18 protein-coding genes and 1 pseudogene are annotated in these 17,622 nt (G+C 67.3%); 8 read left to right on the top strand and 11 right to left on the bottom strand.

All coding sequences use genetic code 11. From position 1 onward, the window contains the following. Positions 1-73 precede the first annotated feature (73 nt). The gene (locus tag ACR652_RS11950; RefSeq protein WP_434506709.1) at positions 74-1,369 is read left to right on the top strand and encodes a TIGR03808 family TAT-translocated repetitive protein; all 1,296 of its coding nucleotides are present in this window, start codon (positions 74-76) and stop codon (positions 1,367-1,369) included. Between the two features lie 110 nt (positions 1,370-1,479). On the opposite strand, the gene dxs is transcribed toward ACR652_RS11950, so the two are convergent. Both dxs and ACR652_RS11940 read right to left on the bottom strand, forming a co-directional pair. Continuing rightward, the gene (gene dxs / locus ACR652_RS11945; RefSeq protein ID WP_434506708.1) at positions 1,480-3,408 is read right to left on the bottom strand and encodes a 1-deoxy-D-xylulose-5-phosphate synthase; all 1,929 of its coding nucleotides are present in this window, start codon (positions 3,406-3,408) and stop codon (positions 1,480-1,482) included. 143 nt (positions 3,409-3,551) lie between these two features. Next, the gene (locus ACR652_RS11940) at positions 3,552-4,055 is read right to left on the bottom strand and encodes a L,D-transpeptidase (protein ID WP_434506707.1); all 504 of its coding nucleotides are present in this window, start codon (positions 4,053-4,055) and stop codon (positions 3,552-3,554) included. A gap of 278 nt (positions 4,056-4,333) precedes the next feature. On the opposite strand from ACR652_RS11940, the gene ACR652_RS11935 reads away from it, so the two are divergent. After that, positions 4,334-5,476 carry a GNAT family N-acetyltransferase gene (locus tag ACR652_RS11935; protein ID WP_434506706.1) on the top strand — a complete coding sequence of 381 codons (1,143 nt, stop codon included), beginning with the start codon at positions 4,334-4,336 and terminating at the stop codon, positions 5,474-5,476. A 147-nt stretch (positions 5,477-5,623) separates the two neighbouring features. Here ACR652_RS11935 and ACR652_RS11930 read toward each other — a convergent pair whose 3' ends face one another. Together ACR652_RS11930 and ACR652_RS11925 are read right to left on the bottom strand one after the other, a co-directional pair. Beyond that, positions 5,624-6,973, bottom strand: a complete 1,350-nt coding sequence (locus ACR652_RS11930; protein ID WP_434506705.1) for a hypothetical protein — start codon at positions 6,971-6,973, stop codon at positions 5,624-5,626. 65 nt (positions 6,974-7,038) lie between these two features. Then, positions 7,039-7,518, bottom strand: coding sequence for a CesT family type III secretion system chaperone (locus tag ACR652_RS11925; protein WP_434506704.1), 480 nt, complete (start codon positions 7,516-7,518; stop codon positions 7,039-7,041). A 246-nt stretch (positions 7,519-7,764) separates the two neighbouring features. Between ACR652_RS11925 and lptM the strand changes: the two genes are divergently transcribed. After that, positions 7,765-8,058 carry an LPS translocon maturation chaperone LptM gene (gene lptM, locus ACR652_RS11920; RefSeq protein ID WP_434506703.1) on the top strand — a complete coding sequence of 98 codons (294 nt, stop codon included), beginning with the start codon at positions 7,765-7,767 and terminating at the stop codon, positions 8,056-8,058. Between the two features lie 6 nt (positions 8,059-8,064). Continuing rightward, positions 8,065-9,330, top strand: a complete 1,266-nt coding sequence (lysA, locus tag ACR652_RS11915) for a diaminopimelate decarboxylase (RefSeq protein WP_434506702.1) — start codon at positions 8,065-8,067, stop codon at positions 9,328-9,330. Positions 9,331-9,346: 16 nt separating this feature from the next. Here the strand turns inward: lysA and ACR652_RS11910 are convergent, their stop codons facing one another. Further along, positions 9,347-10,357, bottom strand: coding sequence for an NAD-dependent epimerase/dehydratase family protein (locus ACR652_RS11910; protein WP_434506701.1), 1,011 nt, complete (start codon positions 10,355-10,357; stop codon positions 9,347-9,349). A gap of 94 nt (positions 10,358-10,451) precedes the next feature. Between ACR652_RS11910 and ACR652_RS11905 the strand changes: the two genes are divergently transcribed. Together ACR652_RS11905 and ACR652_RS11900 are read left to right on the top strand one after the other, a co-directional pair. Further along, positions 10,452-11,051 (top strand): cytochrome b/b6 domain-containing protein, encoded by a 600-nt coding sequence (locus ACR652_RS11905; RefSeq protein WP_434506700.1) that lies wholly within the window; start codon positions 10,452-10,454, stop codon positions 11,049-11,051. A gap of 207 nt (positions 11,052-11,258) precedes the next feature. Continuing rightward, the gene (locus tag ACR652_RS11900) at positions 11,259-11,471 is read left to right on the top strand and encodes a hypothetical protein (protein WP_434506699.1); all 213 of its coding nucleotides are present in this window, start codon (positions 11,259-11,261) and stop codon (positions 11,469-11,471) included. Here ACR652_RS11900 and truA read toward each other — a convergent pair. From truA to def, 3 genes are read right to left on the bottom strand one after another with little or no spacing between them, the layout of a single operon-like run. After that, the gene (gene truA, locus ACR652_RS11895; protein ID WP_434506698.1) at positions 11,465-12,202 is read right to left on the bottom strand and encodes a tRNA pseudouridine(38-40) synthase TruA; all 738 of its coding nucleotides are present in this window, start codon (positions 12,200-12,202) and stop codon (positions 11,465-11,467) included. The two genes, ACR652_RS11900 and truA, sit on opposite strands and share 7 nt — an antisense overlap. Before the next feature lie 35 nt (positions 12,203-12,237). Then, entirely contained in the window at positions 12,238-13,164 is a 927-nt protein-coding gene (gene fmt / locus ACR652_RS11890; protein ID WP_434506697.1) for a methionyl-tRNA formyltransferase, read from the bottom strand. A 3-nt stretch (positions 13,165-13,167) separates the two neighbouring features. Continuing rightward, a complete protein-coding gene (def, locus tag ACR652_RS11885) occupies positions 13,168-13,737 on the bottom strand; it encodes a peptide deformylase (RefSeq protein WP_434506696.1) in 570 nt (189 codons plus the stop codon). A gap of 253 nt (positions 13,738-13,990) precedes the next feature. Between def and ACR652_RS11880 the strand changes: the two genes are divergently transcribed. Both ACR652_RS11880 and ACR652_RS11875 read left to right on the top strand, forming a co-directional pair. After that, positions 13,991-14,551 carry a LemA family protein gene (locus ACR652_RS11880; protein ID WP_434506695.1) on the top strand — a complete coding sequence of 187 codons (561 nt, stop codon included), beginning with the start codon at positions 13,991-13,993 and terminating at the stop codon, positions 14,549-14,551. 51 nt (positions 14,552-14,602) lie between these two features. Further along, the gene (locus tag ACR652_RS11875) at positions 14,603-15,754 is read left to right on the top strand and encodes a M48 family metallopeptidase (protein ID WP_434506694.1); all 1,152 of its coding nucleotides are present in this window, start codon (positions 14,603-14,605) and stop codon (positions 15,752-15,754) included. Between the two features lie 19 nt (positions 15,755-15,773). On the opposite strand, the gene ACR652_RS11870 is transcribed toward ACR652_RS11875, so the two are convergent. The 3 genes and pseudogenes from ACR652_RS11870 to ACR652_RS11860 form a co-directional block, all read right to left on the bottom strand. Continuing rightward, a complete protein-coding gene (locus ACR652_RS11870) occupies positions 15,774-16,334 on the bottom strand; it encodes a PQQ-dependent catabolism-associated CXXCW motif protein (RefSeq protein WP_434506693.1) in 561 nt (186 codons plus the stop codon). After that, positions 16,331-17,191, bottom strand: a complete 861-nt coding sequence (locus ACR652_RS11865; protein ID WP_434506810.1) for a substrate-binding domain-containing protein — start codon at positions 17,189-17,191, stop codon at positions 16,331-16,333. The genes ACR652_RS11870 and ACR652_RS11865 overlap by 4 nt, the downstream gene beginning before the upstream one ends. Positions 17,192-17,456: 265 nt before the next feature. After that, positions 17,457-17,622 (bottom strand): annotated as a pseudogene (locus ACR652_RS11860) (c-type cytochrome, methanol metabolism-related); the annotation flags it as partial.

The following is a 17,622-nucleotide window of genomic DNA, read 5'->3' as shown; positions in this document are numbered from 1 at the left end:
ACGCTCAAGATCAAGTCTGGACGGCGCGGTCGGCGCCCGCCATGCTGCGCTCATGTTGCGCAGCAATTCCGCCATGGGGCTGATATCGCGTCGGGACATGCTGCGCTTTTGCGGCGCCGCAGCCGCGCCCTTTCTCGCGCCCGACGCCCGCGCGCAGGCGCGCAGCCTCGATCTCGCGACGCGGCTGCGCGCCGACGCAGCAACCGGCGCGGCGGTCTCCCTGCCGGCCGGCGACATCGTCCTGGCGGGCCTCGACCTGCCGGACGGGACGATCCTGACGGGCGTTCCCGGCCGCACGGCGCTGAAGCTCTCGGGAATGGGGCCGCTCCTGACGGCGCGCGGCGCGCGGGCGATCTCCCTCGAGGGCCTCATTCTCGATGGGGCCGGCGGAAGCGTGCCAAAGGAGAAGGGACTCGTCGATGTCACCGACACGCCCGGCTTCTCCATGCGCGGCTGCGTCATCCGCAATTCGACGGCGCGCGGGATCAATCTGACCCGCTGCGGCGGGGTGTTCGCGCAAAACGACGTCCTCCGCGTCGCGGACGCCGGTTACCATGCGCTCGATGGTCTCGGCATGGACCTCGACGGCAACCGCTTCCGCCAGTGCGGCGACAATGGCGTGGTGCTCTGGTCGACGGCCGCGGGGCGTTACGACGGCGCGCGCGTGCGCAACAATCTGATCGAGGACGTGCGCAACCGCTCTGGCGGCAACGGCCCTTATGGCAATGGCGTCTTCGTCTGGGGGGCGGGCGTCGTGCGGGTGGAGCGCAACCGCATCCTGCGCTGCGCCTATTCGGCCGTGCGCAACAGCGGCGGCCATTCGCTGTCGGTCATCGGCAACGATTGCCGGGATCTCGGCGAAAAGGCGATGTACGCCGAATATGGGGCCAAGCACTCGACCTTCCGGGACAATCGCATCGAGAGCGCCGGGGCGGGCGTCGCGGTGGCCAACGCCGATCACGGGACCGACGGCGCGCTGGTCGCGGGGAATGTGATCCTCCGCATGACGCCAAATCGCCCGGACCCCGAGTTCGGCCCAGCTATGCTCTGGCTCACCGGCGTGCTCGCCGAAAAGAATGTCGCCGTCACCGGCAACCAGATCGTGGGGCCGGGCTGGATCGGCGTGGCGCTGGGCGGCTGGCGAGAGAATCTTCGCGCCGAGGCGAATGACATCTCGAATGTCGATTACGGGGTCGTCTTCGCCACCGGCGAGGGCGCCGGCGAGGCTGCGATCGTGGCGAACCGAATTCGCGCCGGCAAGGCGGCGGTGATCGCCTCGGCGGGGATGCATTTCTTTCCCGAGGATTTGACCAGGCCCGGAGCGAAAGCCTGGCCGGGCGTCACATTGCGGGGCAATGAGACGGGCTGAGCCCTCGCAGTGGCGCCGACGGGCCGCATGATCGCGCGTTGAGCCACGACCGCCGGGCGCCGCTCCCCGCGAAGGGGAGCGATCAGGTCACGCCCTTTCGGCGCCGGCGATCAGGCGATCATCACCCGCGCCGCGCCCTTCTCGTCGCCGAGCAGCTCCAGCGCCTTGGCCACCATCGCCTTGCTGTCGAGCATGGCGCGGGCGATCATGATCTCGTGCTTGTCATGATCGATATAGGCGTCGGGCAGGGTCAGGCTGCGGAACTTGAAGGCGCCGCGCGTTCCGTCCAGCAGGCCGTCGTCGGAAAGCGCCTGGAAGACCTGGCTGCCGAAGCCGCCGATCGAGCCTTCCTCGACCGTGATCAGCACTTCGTGATTGGCCGCGAGGCGGCGCACCAGATCGCGGTCGATCGGCTTGGCGAAGCGGGCGTCGGCGACGGTCGTCGAGACGCCGTAGGTCTCCAGCTCCTCTGCCGCCTTCAGCGCCTCCGGCAGACGCGTGCCGAGCGACAGCAGCGCCACTTTCGAGCCCTCGCGGAGGACGCGGCCCTTGCCGATCTCCAGAACCTCGCCCCGCTCGGGCAATTCGACGCCGACGCCCTCGCCGCGCGGATAGCGGAAGGCGATGGGTCCATTGTCATAGGCGGCGGCGGTCGCGACCATGTGCATGAGCTCGGCCTCGTCGGCGCAGGCCATCACCACCATGCCCGGCAGGCAGCCGAGATAGGCGATGTCGAAGGCGCCGGCGTGGGTCGGCCCGTCCGCGCCGACGAGGCCGGCCCGGTCGATGGCGAAGCGCACCGGCAGATTCTGGATCGCCACGTCGTGCACGACCTGATCGTAGCCGCGCTGGAGGAACGTGGAATACAGCGCGCAGAAGGGCTTGTAGCCCTCGCAGGCGAGGCCCGCGGCGAAGGTCACCGCATGCTGCTCGGCGATGGCGACGTCGAAGGTGCGTTCCGGAAAATGCTTGCCGAACGTGTCGAGGCCGGTGCCGGACGGCATGGCCGCGGTGATGGCGACGATCTTGTCGTCGTGCTCGGCCTCCGCCACCAGCGCCTTGGCGAAGACGCCCGTATAGGAGGGAGCGTTGGCCTTGGGCTTGAACTGCTTGCCGGTCTCGACGTCGAATTTCACCACGCCGTGATATTTGTCGTCGGCGGCCTCGGCGGGCGCATAGCCCTTGCCCTTCTGCGTCACGACATGGACCAGCACCGGGCCGTCGTCCTTGTCGCGCACATTCATCAGCACCGGCAGAAGATGGTCGAGATTATGCCCGTCGATCGGCCCTACATAATAGAAGCCGAGCTCCTCGAACATGGTGCCGCCGGTGATGAAGCTTCTCGAAAACTCCTCGGCCTTGCGCGCCTTGTCGTAGATGAAGCGCGGCAGATGCGAGGCGAGCTGCTTGGCCGCGTCGCGGATGGAGCGATAGGCGCCGCCGGAGACGAGGCGGGCGAGATAGGCCGACATGGCGCCGGTCGGCGGCGCGATGGACATGTCATTGTCGTTGAGAATGACGATCATGCGCGAATCCAGCGCGCCCGCGTTGTTCATCGCCTCATAGGCCATGCCGGCGGACATGGAGCTGTCGCCGATCACCGCCACCACGTGATTGTCGCCATGGGCGAGGTCGCGCGCCACGGCCATGCCGAGGCCGGCGGAGATGGAGGTCGAGGAGTGGCCGGCGCCGAAAGCGTCATACTCGCTTTCCGCGCGCTTGGTGAAGCCGGACAGGCCCCCGCCCATGCGCAGCGTGCGGATGCGGTCGCGGCGGCCGGTCAGGATCTTGTGCGGATAGGTCTGGTGCCCGACGTCCCAGATGATGCGGTCGCGCGGCGTGTCGAAGACGTAGTGAAGAGCCACCGTCAGCTCGACCACGCCGAGACCCGCGCCGAGATGTCCGCCCGTCACCGAAACCGCGTCGATGGTCTCCCGGCGCAGTTCCTCGGCAACCTGCTTGAGCTGGCTCGGCTGAAGCTTGCGCAGCTGCTCGGGCGTCGGAATCTGATCGAGAAGGGGTGTCTTCGATGTCGTCAAAGGCTTACTCTCGTCTGACCGCCAATTTACATAAATTCTAGGCTTATCCGCTCAACGGCGATGCAGCAAACAGCCAGCCGCGCGAGAGGGCGGATTCCCCCGGCACTGTGGCGCCCATGCAACGCCGCCGCCGCCGGCGTGTATCAGTAGCGATAGACTTGTTCCAGAGGCGTTTCCGGCTCTGCCTGGGGGGCGCGGCGCGCGCGGGCGCGCTCGCGGGAGCGGCCGGCGGGCGTATCGCCGACAATCTCGATTGTCGCGCCGCCCTGGGCCTCGACCCATTCGAAGAGCTTTTCGGCGTTGCCGACGGACAGGCGCACGCAGCCATGCGAGCGCGGACTGCCGAGGCCGCGTTCATGGCTGCCATGGATGGCGAGGCCGCGCGGCGAGAAGAAGATGGCGTAGGGCATCGGCGCCTGATCATATTCGTCGGAATAATGATCGGCCTCCATGCGCATGACCGAATAGCGGCCCGTGGGCGTCTCGAAGCCGGGCCGGCCGCTGGAAATTTTCCACACGACCGACTCGCCGCCGCCGCGCGTCGCCGTGAGGCGCTGTTTGGCGAGGTCGATCGAGATGCGCACCGCCGCCTGGCAGGGCGCCGCGACCAGCAGGCCGGAGAGGAGAGCGAAGGCGTAAGTTTTCATGGCCCGACCTAACCACGTGGTTTGCGCCCGGTAAAGCCGCTCCGCGCCGTTAGGGTTGACGCTCGCAGGGTTCTTGCCGCGCCTCGCCCGCGCTGGCGCCCTCCGGGCCGGCGGCGCGCCATTTTTAACACTTGGTGATCATAATGGGACAGGCCAGACCCGCGTCGCCGTCTGCGTGGCGCGCAAACGCCCCGTTCCGGCGCTGGTATGGATATGCGCGGGCCGCGGCCGGTTCAAGCCTGCCGGGCGGCCGGGAGCATCGAACAGGAGCCGACCCCTTGCCGGAAACGCCCGCCTTTCAGACAGGCGAGCTCGGGCTCGAGCAGATGGAGGCGGCGCGCGGCGACTGGGCCCGGCTGGCCTCGGGCGCGCTGGAGCCCAACGCTTTCTTCAGCCCGGGCTTCCTGCTGGCGGCCGCGCGTCATTTTCCCCCGCCGGAGCGGCCGCGCTTCATTGGCGTGCGCGATCCCGGCGGCGCGCTGGTCGGGCTGTTCCCGCTCGCCGCGCCGGGCCCCTCCGGCACGGATGGCTTCCTGCGGCTGTGGCGGCACGAGCTGAGCGCGCTCGCCACGCCGCTTGTCGACCGCGCGCGCCCGGCGGAGACCATCGCCGCCTTTCTCGATTGGGTCGAAGCGGGACGCGCGTCGGCTGGCGTGCTCTTCCCGCGTCTTCCCGTGGCGGGCGCCTTTCACGCCGCGCTGCGCGAGGCGACGCAGGGGCGTCGCCAACTGGCCGTCATCGAAACCTATGCGCGCGCCGCCCTGCTGCCCGGCGCTTCGGCGGTCGAGAAGATGGCGCAAGCGGGCGGGCGCAAGCGCCTCAATGAACTGGGCAGGATGCGGCGCCGCCTCGGCGAGATGGGCGCGCTCGCCGTCGACGTGGCGGCTGCCCCCATGGCTGTGCGCGCGGCGGCCGAGGAGTTTCTGGCGCTCGAAGCCTCGGGCTGGAAGGCGGGGCGCGGCGCCCTTCTTTTCGACGCGGCGCTGGCCACGTTTCTGCGCAGCGCGACCCGCATGCTGGCCGAGGAGGGTCTCTGCCGCATCGTCGCGCTGCGCCTGGACGGGCGGGCGATCGCCATGATGATCGCGATCGAAAGCCAGAACCGCAGCTATTGCTGGAAGATCGCCTACGACGAAGGCTACCGCGCCCAGGCGCCGGGCATTCAGCTCATCGGGGCGCTGACCGGCCTGCAGCTCGCGCGGCCAGAGATCGAACTGACGGATTCCTGCGCCATCGCCAATCATCCGATGATCGACCGTCTCTGGCCGGATCGGATCGGCGTTTGCGACCTGGCGGCATCCGCGCGGCGCTCTCCTGACGGCGCATTTCGACGAGCTTGCGGGCAGGAGACGCTGCGCCGCGGTCTGCGCGGCGCAGCCAAGGCCGCCGCCTACCGCCTGCTGGGGCGAACGCCCCGATAGCGAAGTCGCCGCCGCGCATGCCTCCTGACTCCGAAAGGCGCTTTCGGCGGCGCGAGGCGGTTCAGGCCGGGGGACGCAAGTCTGGAATGTGATCGACGCGGGCGACCCAGGGTCGAAGTTCCCTCAATTCTCGCCGGGGGACGCCGCTCACTTGAGAACGGTCCTTGCATTCTGCCTCTCGGCCATTCCAGCTTCCCTGATGTGCGCCGCCTTCTTCGCAAAGTTTTTCCCTTTTTCGCCGGCCAGGTCGTCAAGCAAGGTCTTGATCACCCCGCCAGGCGAGCCGGTCTGCTGGAGTTCCGCGTCCACACTCCGCTGGAGGGCGCCAAATATCGCGTCGCGCTTCTTGGCGAGCGCCTGTCCGAATATCATCTGGGGTGATGTGTTTTTGAATTTTGGAGGTTTATTGACTTCGGCGGTTTTTTCGCCGTCCGGCGCGGACACATCGAGCCTTTTCTGCTCGGATTTGGCTGCTTCCTTCAAGTCGTCCATCTTCCGCTGCGCAGCCTCAAGCGTCGCGGCGGGGCGGTGCAAGCCCGCAAGCATGTCATCGATCGGCGGGAGCTCGGATAGGATGATGTCAAGGAGCCGCTCCTGCACGCCCTGACGTAGAAGGACGCCCGGAATCGCCGCCTCTGAAAACTCGAAATCCCGCCCGAGCAATTTCAGCGCGAGATGCGCGTCTCGCGTGGCGTCGTGTGTCGGTTCCGACAGGTTATCATTGGTTAGGGTTTCTGCAAGGACCGAGAGCGTGATGATTTTTTTGACTGGCTCCAGGTCCCGATGATTGAGCACTTCAGGCGCGAGGAAGACCGCGCGCCCCGACATCCCCGCCATGGCCGCGCCTATGAGGCCGTCTGACTTCACCGCCTTCGCTAGATCATTATAATTTTTGAATTCATTTTGTGAAAATTCCGTCGAATGCAGCGCAAGGCCGGACAAGTGCGCAAGAGCGCGATCGTAGGAACTTTGCCTGAGTTTTGCAGCCTTATCCCCGGATAACAGTTTCAGCTCGTTCAGCTCGACTCCCTTCATCTCGTCCCCACCCGGTGGGGTTTTACGCAAGTCATTGACATAATAATTCATGGAACTCGTTTTCAGCGCTGCCGGGATATCCAACGTCTGGAAATGCTCGTTAGCCTCGGCGCATTGGATCGCTTTTTGCATCGAATCATGCATTTGCTGCACGTCGCTTCCCCTGAATCCATTCTCAAATTTTTTTTGTACAAATTGGTTCAGGACCCTCTGCGTCTCCATCGGGTATTGCGCCTGGAATTCTTGCCTGAATTTCTCGCGGACGGAATCCGCGGCGGCGAGGCGGCTTGCGTAAACCTCCTTGGAAACAGTCTTGGAGCTTTGGCCCAGCGAGCGCTTGTTCACATAAAGTGTTTTAGTAACGGCGTCTCCACCGCCCTCGATGTCCATGTGGCCGACTTTATCGCCGGCAAGCTTGACCACCGCATCCCAATTGGCGGTGCTCGCGACGATGCCTTTCATGATCCTCTTCTCCTGACGCAACTAAAGTGGATGACGACGCCGCCGTGCTGAAAGGGAGCGCATGCTCACGGTCGAAAGGTCAGAAGGGCTTGCGGATCGGGCTCCGGCGCATCTGCTGGAGTCGTGCGGCTCTCGATCGAGCGGATCAACGGCCGCCATGCCTCCACCAGCGCGGCGAGGCCCGACAGGGAACCTGCCAGATCGCGTTCGCCTCCGCGAATGGCCGGAAGGTTGGCGCTGAGGGTCACTGTCTCGTCATGGGGCGAAAGACCGAAAGCAACGCCGTCGCCATCATGGGCGAACGCGTTGGCGTTCAGGAGAGTCTCCATGATCTCCCGCCTGGCGTCGGCGCTGTCGTCGGGGAGCGTTGCGACGTCGAAGGTTGCGCGCAGCAGCTCCGTTTCGGGGTTGAACGACAGCGAGGCGCTCATATCCTCGCTCATGACGAGGATAAAAAGACCGCCGCTCTCGAAGTCCGTCAGTTCGAGCCAGTTTCCGACATGCGCCGTCGCGGCCAGCAATTGACCGGCTTCTTCCCGTGTCACATTGCTCTCCACGCGACGTTGATCCGTTCGATAAAGGCGAAGCTAGCAAGCCGCCACAACAGGCTCAACCAACTGATTTTGATCGAATTTCCACTCATCCGCGAAGAATTGCGCAAGGCCGCGCCGCGATTGGCGAAAATCGCTGGCGCCATCAGCGGCCGGCGGCGACCCGCGCCAACCTCCGCTTTTTTTCGCGTCGCGTTACGGTATAGTGCGGCCGCCCGACGCACCGATGGAAACGGTTTCGTGATTGACCCCGCCAGAATGCCGCGCTTCAACCTTTTGACAGTCGTCGCCCTCGGGCTCGCCGCCCTGGCGCTCGCCGCCTGCGGCCGGCGCGGGCCGCTCGAACTGCCGCCGGAGGTGCAGGCGCAGGGCGCGGCGCTGAAGGCGCAGCAGGAGGCGGAGCTCGCCAGAACGCCCCGAAAGCCGGCGCCGGGCGCGGAGCCGCTGCCCGCGCCGCCGCCGCCGCCGATACCCGGCACGACGGGCAACCGCCCGCCCGCGCAATATCCCTTCCCGCTCGACCCGCTGCTCTAGGGCCCCATGCATCATTTCACCTATCGTGACGGCGCGCTCTTCGCCGAAGACGTCGCCGTGTCCGAACTCGCCAAGGCCGTGGGCACGCCCTTCTATGTCTATTCGGCGGCCACGATCCGGCGGCATTTCCAGGTCTTCGCGCAGGCCTTCGCGGGCCTGGACGCGCTCGTCTGCTATGCGATGAAGGCCAATTCCAATCAGGCCGTGCTGCGCCTTCTCGCGAAGGAGGGCGCCGGCATGGACGTCGTGTCGGGCGGCGAGCTCGCCCGCGCCCTGGCCGCCGGCGTCGCGGGGGAGAAGATCACCTTCTCGGGGGTCGGCAAGACCGACGCCGAGATCGCCGCCCCCCTCGACGCCGGGATTTTCTGCTTCAACGTCGAATCCGAGCCGGAGCTCGAGGCCATCTCCCGCATCGCGGCGGCGCGGGGGACGCAGGCGCCCGTGTCACTACGCGTCAATCCGGACGTCGACGCGCGCACCCACAAGAAGATTTCGACGGGCAAGGCCGAAAACAAGTTCGGCGTGCCGCTGTCGCGCGCCCGCGAAGTCTACGCCGGCGCCGCGCCACTCCCAGGCCTCAGGATCTGCGGCGTCGACATGCATATCGGCTCGCAGCTCACCGATCTCGAGCCCTTCGACGAAGCCTTCACCCTGCTGGCCGAACTGGTCCGCGACCTGCGCGCCGACGGCCATGCGATCTCCCATGTCGATCTCGGCGGCGGGCTCGGCATTCCCTATCACGAGGGGGACGATCCGCAGTCCTATCATCCCGACCGCTACGCCGAGATCGTGCGCCGCCATTTCGCCGGGCTCGGCTGCACGCTCGTCTTCGAGCCGGGGCGGCTGATTGTCGGCAACGCCGGCGTGCTGGTCACGCAGGTGATCTATGTGAAACGGGGCGAGGCCAAGACCTTCATCATTGTCGATACGGGTATGAACGACCTCGTCCGCCCGACGCTCTACGACGCTTGGCACGACATCATCCCCGCGCGCGAGCCGGTCGACCGCAGGGAGATCGTCGCCGACGTCGTCGGGCCGGTGTGCGAGACGGGCGATTATCTGGCGCTCGACCGCCGCATGCCGGAGGCGCAGGCGGGCGAACTTCTCGCCGTGCTGACCTCGGGGGCCTATGGCGCGGTGCAGGCGGGAACCTACAACACCCGCCCGCTGATCCCGGAAGCGCTGGTCGATGGCGCCCGTTTCGCCATCATCCGCCCGCGTCCGAGCGTCGCCGATCTGATCGCGATGGACCGCGTACCGGACTGGATTTGAGGCCGGTTCCAGCCCCTCACATCTGCAGAGGCCCGTTGCTGGCGCGATAGTCGCGATACCATTCGACGAGCGCCGTCACGCCGTCTTCGAGCGAGGTGTGCGGCCGATAGCCCGTCAGCCGTTCGAGAAGGTCGGCCGAGGCGAAGGTGCGCGGGACGTCGCCCTTCTGCATGTCGAGATAATTGCGCACGGCTGTCTTGCCGAGCGCCCGTTCGAGCGTGTCGATGAAATCGAGCAGCGGAACCGGCGCCCCGCGGCCAATGTTGACGACGCGCCAGGGCGCGACCGGCGACACCGACGGATCGCCGCTGTCACGTTGCGGAACGCACGCCATCAGCCGGACGACCGCCTCGACGAGATCGTCGATATAGGTGAAGTCGCGCGACATGCGGCCATGGTTGTAGATGTCGATCGGGCGGCCGCTTTCGATGGCCTCCAGGAATTTGAGCGGCGCCATGTCGGGCCGGCCCCAGGGACCGTAGACGGTGAAAAACCGGAACAGCGTGGTCGGGATCGACCACAGATGCGCATAGGAATGCGACATCGCCTCCCCGGCCTTCTTGCTCGCGGCGTACAGCGTCAGCGGGTGATCGGCGCGGTCATCCTCGTGAAAGGGCACGGTCGGGTTGGCGCCATAGACCGAACTGGTCGAGGCGATGAGGAGATGGCGCGGCTTCAGAATCCGGGCGATCTCCATGACATTGAAGGTTCCGACGAGATTCGACTGGACATAGGCGCGCGGATTTTCGAGGCTGTAGCGCACGCCGGCCTGAGCGGCCAGATGCACGATCACATCGGGCGCGCCGCGCTCGGCGGCCTCGGTCAGCGCCGGCATGTCCTCCAGAAGGGCGACGCTGTCGTGGTAAGACTCATGCGCCAGAAGGAGATCGCGCCGCGCCTCCTTCAGGCGCGGGTCGTAATAGCGCGTCATGCCGTCGAAGCCCTCGACGCTGTGGCCCTGAGCCAGAAGCCGCCGCGCGAGGTGGAAGCCGATGAAGCCGGCCGTGCCGGTGATGAAAACGCGCATGGCTCGCCTTGGGTTGACGGGGGCGGGACGAAAGCGTTTCGTCTTGGTCAATCCCCGGGGCCCTGTCAACGACCGCCGGAAGCTTGAGCTGGAGATGAGCCAGACGCCCCCTGTCCACCCTCTCGCCTTGCGGCTCCTGCACTGGATCAACGCCCTCGCGGTCCTGATCATGATCCTCAGCGGCTGGCGGATCTACAACGCCGCGCCGATCTGGGACTTCGTCTTCCCGGCGGGATTCACGCTCGGCGGCTGGCTGGCCGGCGCGCTCGCCTGGCATTTCGCCGCCATGTGGCTGCTCGGGGCCAACTTCCTGGCCTGGCTGCTGTATGGCGCGCTCACCGGCCATTTCCGGCGCCGCCTGACGCCGATCGCGCCCGTCGCGGCCTGGCGCGACCTGCGCGACCTCGCCGCCGGCCGCATGGCGCATGAGCCCGGCCGCTACAACGCCGCGCAACGGCTGGCCTATGCCGTCGCGCTGCTCGCGATCCTCGTCGCCATTGTCTCTGGCCTCGCCCTCTGGAAGCCCGTGCAGCTCCATGAGCTCGCAGCCCTGATGGGCGGCTATGAGGGGGCGCGGCGGCTGCATTTCGCCGCCATGACGGCGCTGGTCGTCTTCATCGTGGCGCATGTCGCCCTCGCCCTGGGCGTGAAGGGCGCGCTGGCGCCGATGATCACCGGGCGGCCGGAGAGCTGATCGAGTCTCGCCTTGTCCGCAACCTGCGCTTCGCGCTGCGCGATCATCCACAACCTTTGAGGGCGCCGGCCGGAAAGTCGCCTCATTTTCACCCTGCCGGGGTCAGGCGGCAGGCGAAACATCTCCTTGCTTTCACGGCCAAATCAGCTCCGGGCCAAGTCGGTTGATTCGTCCGGCGCGCGGGGGGTTTCGAGAGAGGGGATTTCAATGATCCAGAACCGGGCCTGCGTGAACGGCATTGTCGCCGCTGTTCTGTCCGCGAGCATCATCCCGCTGCACGGGGCGCTTGCGAAGGAAAAATCGCCCAGGCTGCAAAAAGTCATCGGAAAACGTTCCGCGCCGAAAATCGAAAGGATCGGCGACGCGCCAAACGCGGCCGCGCCGCTCCCGGCGCAGGCGAACGCGCCGTCGGCTCAGTAATCGACGGCGACGAGATAGAGACCGTGCGGCGGCGCGACCTGTCCGCAGCGCGCACGGTCTTTCGCCGCGAGGGCGTCGGCGAGATCGTCGGCGCTCCATTTGCCCGTCCCGACATGTTCCAACGAGCCGGCCATGGAGCGCACCTGATTGTGCAGGAAGGAGCGGGCGCAGGTGACGATCTCGATCCGGTCGCCGTCGCGGCGCACGTCGAGCCGTTCGAGCGTGCGCACCGGGGAATTCGCCTGACATTCCGAGGCGCGGAAGGTCGTGAAGTCGTAACGGCCGACGAGCCGCTGCGCCGCCTCGTGCATGGCCCCGGCGTCGAGCGGGCGCTTGACGTGCCAGGCGCGCCCCAGCGTCACGGTGAGCGGCGCGCGGCGATTGTGGATCACGTAACGGTAATGCCGGCGGATGGCCGAGAAGCGCGCCTCGAAGGCCGTATCCACGGCGCGCGCGTCCACCACGGCGACGGGGTCCGGCTTGAGATGCGCGTTCAGCGCGTCGCGCAGTCGGTCGACGCGCCAGTCGCGGCGCAGATCGACATGGGCGACCTGCCCCAGGGCGTGAACGCCCGCGTCGGTGCGGCCGGCGCCGTGAATGACCGCCCGTTCGCCATTGATGGCGACGACGGCCTCCTCCAGCCGCTGCTGCACGGAGATGCCGTTCGCCTGCCGTTGCCAGCCGACGAAGGGTCCGCCGTCATATTCGATGGTCAGGGCGTAGCGGGGCATTCAGCGCGCCGAAGATCGCGGCCGGGAGAGACGCGTCATGCCAGCACGGCGCCCCTGGCGAGCCGGCGGCCGCGCAGGAATTCCTCGATTCCCATCTCGCCCTTTCCGGCGCGCTGGACGCGCAGCAGGCGCAGCGCGCCCTCGCCGCAGGCGATGAGGCCGGCGTCGTCGAGAACCGTTCCCGGGGCGCCTCGCCCCGGCTCCACCGCCGTGCGCAGCGTTTTCACGCGCTCGACGCCATGGCCGAGATCGCCCTCGAAAAAGGCGCCCGGGAAAGGCGCGAGGCCGCGCACGTGATCATGAAGCTCCCGCGCCGGGCGCCGCCAGTCGATGCGCGCCTCGGCCTTGTCGATCTTGGCGGCGTAGCAGGCCCCCGCCTCGCTCTGGGGCGTGAAGATCAATTCCCCCTTCGCCAGAAGATCCAGCGCGTCCGCCATCAGCGGCGCGCCGAGTTCGGCGAGCCGGTCGTGCAATTCGCCCGCGGTCATGTCGGGGCCGATCGGCGTCTTCGCGGACAGAGCGACGGGGCCGGTATCGAGCCCCGCGTCCATCCGCATCACCTCGACGCCGCTCTCGACGTCGCCCGCCATGATCGCGCGCTGGATCGGCGCCGCGCCGCGCCAGCGCGGCAGCAGCGAGCCATGGAGATTGAGACAGCCATATGTCGTCGCGTCGAGGATCGGCTGCGGCAGCAGCAGCCCATAGGCCGCCACGACCGCGACATCGGCGCGCAACGCCGCGAAGGCGCTCGCCTCCTGCTCGCTGCGCAGGCTTTTCGGCGTGCGCACGGCGAGCCCCCGGCTCTCGGCGAATTGGTGAACGCTGGATTTCTTGTCGGACATGCCCCGCCCCGCCGGGCGCGGAGGCTGCGAATAGACGGCCGCGATCTCGTGACCGCGGTCGCAAATCTCCTCTAGCAGCGCCGTCGCGAAGTCCGGCGTGCCCATGAAAATCACGCGCAAGCGTCAGGCCCCGGCTTCTTCCGACTCGCAGGCGGCGGCCTCGGCGCGGCGCTGCGCCGCAAGCTCGCCGAACCGCGCCGCCTTGGCGAATTTCTTCACCACCCTCTCCCGCTTCAGCCGCGAGAGATTGTCGATGAACAGCCCGCCCTCCAGATGCTCCAGCTCATGCTGCACGACCGTCGCCAGAAGTCCGACCGCGTCGAATTCCCGGCTCGCGCCCTCGCGGTCGAGGTGGCGCACCTTCACAATCGCCGGGCGCTTCACGTCGTCGAAGTAATCCGGCACCGAGAGGCAGCCCTCGTTATAGGTGGACAGCTCCTCGGAGGCCCAGATGATCTGCGGATTGATGAGGAAGAGCGGATTGCGCTCCTCCTCGGACTTGCCGACGTCGACGACGACGATGCGCTTGGGGACAGCCACCTGAATGGCGGCGAGCCCGATGCCGGGCGCGTCGTACATGGTCTCGATCATGTCGTCGAGAAGGCGGCGGATCTCGGCGTCGACCCGCTCCACGGGCTCGGAGATCTTGCGCAGCCTGGGGTCTGGCAGGGTGATGATGGGCAGTATGGCCATGGCTGTTTCTTCGTGGCGATCGCGCGTCCGCGACCCGTTTTGTCTTTGGCCAAAGAGATAGGCGCGGGCGGCGCTTCCGTCAAATGCGGCGTGGCCTGCGGCGCCGGCGCCCGCCCGCCGCGCGCCGGCTCCCTCGATTCCGACGCGGCGTCGCGGGCTGTTTTGATCACCGCCGCCTTGCCCTGCGCGCGGGGGAGGATAACATCCTGGCCTGCCGCGCGCGCCGCGCGGCCGCAGCAAGAGGAATGCAGCAATGGCGCTTCTGGTGTTTCTTGGGCTCGCCGCCGCCGTCGGCCTGTGGCTCGTCGGCGTCTACAATGGGCTCGTGACCCTGCGGCAACGCTGCCGGCAGGCCTTTTCAGACATTTCCGTTCAGCTCAAGCAGCGCCACGATCTGGTTCCCAATCTGGTGGAAACCGTGAAGGGCTACGCCACGCATGAACGGACGACGCTCGAGGACGTCATCAGGGCGCGCAACGCGGCCGTCGCCGCCGCCGGCCCCGAGGCCAAGGGCGCCGCCGAAGGCGCCCTGACCGGCGCGCTCTCGCGCCTCATCGCCTTGTCGGAGGCCTATCCCGACCTCAAGGCCAACCAGAACTTCCAGCAGCTCCAGTCCGAACTCGCCGACATCGAGAACAAGATCTCCGCGGCCCGCCGCTTTCTCAACAACACGGTGGCGGAGTATAACGCCACGCGCGAGGGCTTCCCCGGCTTTCTGATCGCGCAGCGCCTCGGCTTCGCGCCGGAGGCGTATTTCAACCTCGAGCCCGCCGAGCAGAAGGCGATCGAAGCCGCGCCCAAAGTGCAGTTCTAAGCATCGAGCCGCGTCTCGTCCCCGGCGGGCGCCCGCGCCGCAAGGACCCTCATGTTCAAAGCCTACGGCCTCTATTCCCACATCCGCGCCAACCGGCTGCGGTCGGTCCTGCTGCTCGCGGGCTTCGTCGCCCTGTTGCTGGGGCTGATGTTTTCCTTCTCGCTGCTCTATGAGGCCATCGCCTCGGGGGAGGAGCCGTTCGACGTCATCCTCGCGCGCGCGGAAAACGACTTTCTCTACGACTGGCCCGCCGGGGTCGCCGCGGCGGGCGGATGGTTCGTCATCGCCTGGCTCTTCCACCAGCGGATGATCGATTACGCGACCGGGGCGCGGGACGTCGCCCGCGCGGACTCGCCGCGCCTCTATAATCTCCTCGAGAACCTGTGCATCTCGCGCGGCGTGCCGATCCCGGCGCTGCAAATCCTCGAAAGCGACGCCCTCAACGCCTATGCGTCGGGGCTGAGGGAGGGGGAATACAGGATCGCGGTCACGCGAGGGCTCATGCTGGCGCTCACCGACGCCGAGATCGAGGCGGTGCTCGCCCATGAGCTGACGCATATCCGCAACCGCGACGTGCAGCTCATGGTGGTCGCGACGATCTTCGCCGGGGTCTTCGGATTCGTCGCCGATCTCTTCTTCCGCAACTGGGACTTTCCCTTTGGTTTCTCGCCGCACCGCCCCTCGACGCGCGAGGACAATCGGCGCGAGAGCGGCGCGGGCCTCGCCATCGTGCTCGCGCTGGCGATCATCGCGCTCTCCTGGGGCGCGTCGGTGCTGATCCGCTTCGCCCTGTCGCGTTCGCGCGAATATCTGGCCGACGCCGGATCGGTGGAGCTGACCAAGAATCCCGACGCGATGATCTCGGCGCTGCGCAAGATCGAGGCGCATGCGGTGATGCCGGCCATGCCCTCGCGCATGTACGCCTTCTTCATCGAGAGTCCGGCGCGCGTGCAGGAGTCGGGCTGGTTTTCGACCCATCCGACCGTCGACGAGCGCGTGCGGGCGCTGATCGCCTTCGCGGGCGGCCAGGATGTCGCCCTCCCCGCGCCGGAGCCGTTTCCGGTCGAGGAGAGCCAGGCGGACGGCGAATTCCCGCCGCAGGCGGCGGACGCCGGGCCGGGTTTCCTCCCCGGCGGCGGTCGCCATCCGCTCGATCCGCCGCCGGCGGGCCCGTGGGGCCAGAGGATGTCCGGGCCGGATTGACCCGGACCGGGGGCCCTGCCTATTCCCGCGCCTCCGGCTTGCGCTCTTCCAGCGGATATGCGGCGGCGGCCCAGCCGTCCGTGCCTTCGGGATACCAGAGCACATTGGCGTAGCCGAGCGTCAGGGCGCGCCTGGCCGCGTTCCAGGACATCCAGCAGTCGGTCAGGCAGTAGAAGACGAGCGGCCTGGTCTTGTCGCCGCCGCTCGCCTTCGTCAGCCCCTTTTCGAGATAGAGCTGCGTAGCCTCGGACAACGCGCCAAAGCCCGTGTCCGGCAGCCAGACGCTGCCCGGAATGTCGAAGCGCGGCTGCTCGCGCCAGACGACGTTCTTGGGCAGGCCCTCCGGCTTGGGCGCATGCGGCAGCGCGTCCACGAACACCGCCGCCTTGCGGCGCCAGAGATCATGGGCTTTCGCCGTATCGATGACGGTCGCGCCCCGGAGCGTCGCGGGAACGGGGGCGCGATAGGCGTCGAGCCGGTAGCTGTCGGGCTCGGGCGGCGCCGAAGCGGGGGCCGCGCCCGCCGCGGCGGCGGTCAAGGCCAGCGCGAGACCGGCGCCGAGCGCGCGCCTGTTCCTCACGGCGTCTTTCCGGCCGGCTGACCGGCCTCGTCCAGCGTGGGCACGCCGTAATCGGCGAGAATCGCGTCGATCTCGGGCTTGCTCTGCGCCAGGAGCGTATTGAGCTCGCGCTTCCAGTTCTGGTCCGAATGGCGCACGCCCAGCGCGATGCGGAAGGCCATGCGCGTTCCGGGCGTTTCCGCAAGCGGCGACACATGCAGTTTCGCGCTCGAATGCTTCGCGTAATAGCCCGCGATCGGGCCCCAGAGCAGGGCGACGTCGATGTCGCCGGCCTCGAGGTCGTGAATCATGGAGGCCGTGGGAGACTCGACCCGCGTGTCGACCATCAGCGCATAGGGCTTCACCGAGCCCATCAACCCGTTTCTGGCGAGGATGTTGCCGGGCGGCGTATTGGCGATCAGGCCGATGCGGCGCGGCTTGTCCTTCAGACGCGGATCGTCGAGCGACGTCATGCCGTCGAGCGCCGAGCCGTCGCGCGTCACGATGGCGTAGGTCGTGCGGTAATAGGGATTGGTCGGCTGCACGAGGTCGTTGCCCTGCGGCATGCCGAGGATCACGTCGCACAGATGCGCGTTCAGCGTGTTGCGCACGAAGCCGGTGGCGCCGGGGTAATAGGCGTAGGCGAGCTCCTTGTGCAGCTTGCGCGCCAGCAGCTCGGCGAGCTTGTTCTCGAAGCCCTCGCCCTTCTCATTCGAGAACGGCAGATTGTTGGGGTCCGCGCAGACGCGCAGAACCTTCGGGTCGATCAACTCGATCCCGCCGGCATTGTCGGCGCCCCTGGCGCCGTAATCGGGTCCGAGGGTCTGCGCGGGAGCGCACGCCGCCGCGATCGTGGCGGCCAGGACGAGCGCCGGCATCCGGGCGCGGCGCGTGTTGGGCTGACTCAACGCTTTCAACTCCTGTCGTCTGGCGCAGGGCCGCAGAAGCCGTGCGCGCCGAGCGTCTTTCGTTGCGGCAAATAAATCGCGAGTCCGCGAGGATGGCAATGCACGGAGTCGCCACGCGGAAGCGGAAATGGCGCCAAGGGGAGAAGATCAGACGGAACAGGACAGGCGACAAAAAAATTGGACCCGGAAGCGAAGACTTCCGGGTCCATGAAATCCAGACCCGAAGGTCGGCGCCTTACTTGGCGGCCATGCACTCGGCTTCGGCCTTCTTGAAGGCCTCCGGCGCGGGCTCCTTCTTCTCGGGGCGGCCGGGCTGGACGGCGCCGGTCGAAAGCGCGCGCAGATAGACGTAGAGATCGTCGATGTAGCAGACGGCGTTCTTGTTGTCGGCGAAGGCCGGC

This window comes from Methylocystis sp. (genome assembly GCF_051061225.1).
Taxonomy (GTDB): Bacteria; Pseudomonadota; Alphaproteobacteria; order Rhizobiales; family Beijerinckiaceae; genus Methylocystis.
The sequence above is the reverse complement of the archived record's forward strand: the minus strand, read 5'-3'. Positions and strand labels throughout refer to the sequence as shown.

Bases quoted from the DNA above. Each gene is read 5' to 3' on its own strand.
- ACR652_RS11950 (WP_434506709.1), top strand. From the start codon at position 74: ATGGGGCTGATATCGCGTCGGGACATGCTGCGCTTTTGCGGCGCCGCA.
- ACR652_RS11940 (WP_434506707.1), bottom strand. From the start codon at position 4,055: ATGAAAACTTACGCCTTCGCTCTCCTCTCCGGCCTGCTGGTCGCGGCG.
- ACR652_RS11930 (WP_434506705.1), bottom strand. From the start codon at position 6,973: ATGAAAGGCATCGTCGCGAGCACCGCCAATTGGGATGCGGTGGTCAAG.
- lysA (WP_434506702.1), top strand. From the start codon at position 8,065: ATGCATCATTTCACCTATCGTGACGGCGCGCTCTTCGCCGAAGACGTC.
- ACR652_RS11910 (WP_434506701.1), bottom strand. From the start codon at position 10,357: ATGCGCGTTTTCATCACCGGCACGGCCGGCTTCATCGGCTTCCACCTC.
- ACR652_RS11905 (WP_434506700.1), top strand. From the start codon at position 10,452: ATGAGCCAGACGCCCCCTGTCCACCCTCTCGCCTTGCGGCTCCTGCAC.
- ACR652_RS11900 (WP_434506699.1), top strand. From the start codon at position 11,259: ATGATCCAGAACCGGGCCTGCGTGAACGGCATTGTCGCCGCTGTTCTG.
- truA (WP_434506698.1), bottom strand. From the start codon at position 12,202: ATGCCCCGCTACGCCCTGACCATCGAATATGACGGCGGACCCTTCGTC.
- def (WP_434506696.1), bottom strand. From the start codon at position 13,737: ATGGCCATACTGCCCATCATCACCCTGCCAGACCCCAGGCTGCGCAAG.
- ACR652_RS11880 (WP_434506695.1), top strand. From the start codon at position 13,991: ATGGCGCTTCTGGTGTTTCTTGGGCTCGCCGCCGCCGTCGGCCTGTGG.
- ACR652_RS11875 (WP_434506694.1), top strand. From the start codon at position 14,603: ATGTTCAAAGCCTACGGCCTCTATTCCCACATCCGCGCCAACCGGCTG.
- ACR652_RS11865 (WP_434506810.1), bottom strand. From the start codon at position 17,191: ATGCCGGCGCTCGTCCTGGCCGCCACGATCGCGGCGGCGTGCGCTCCC.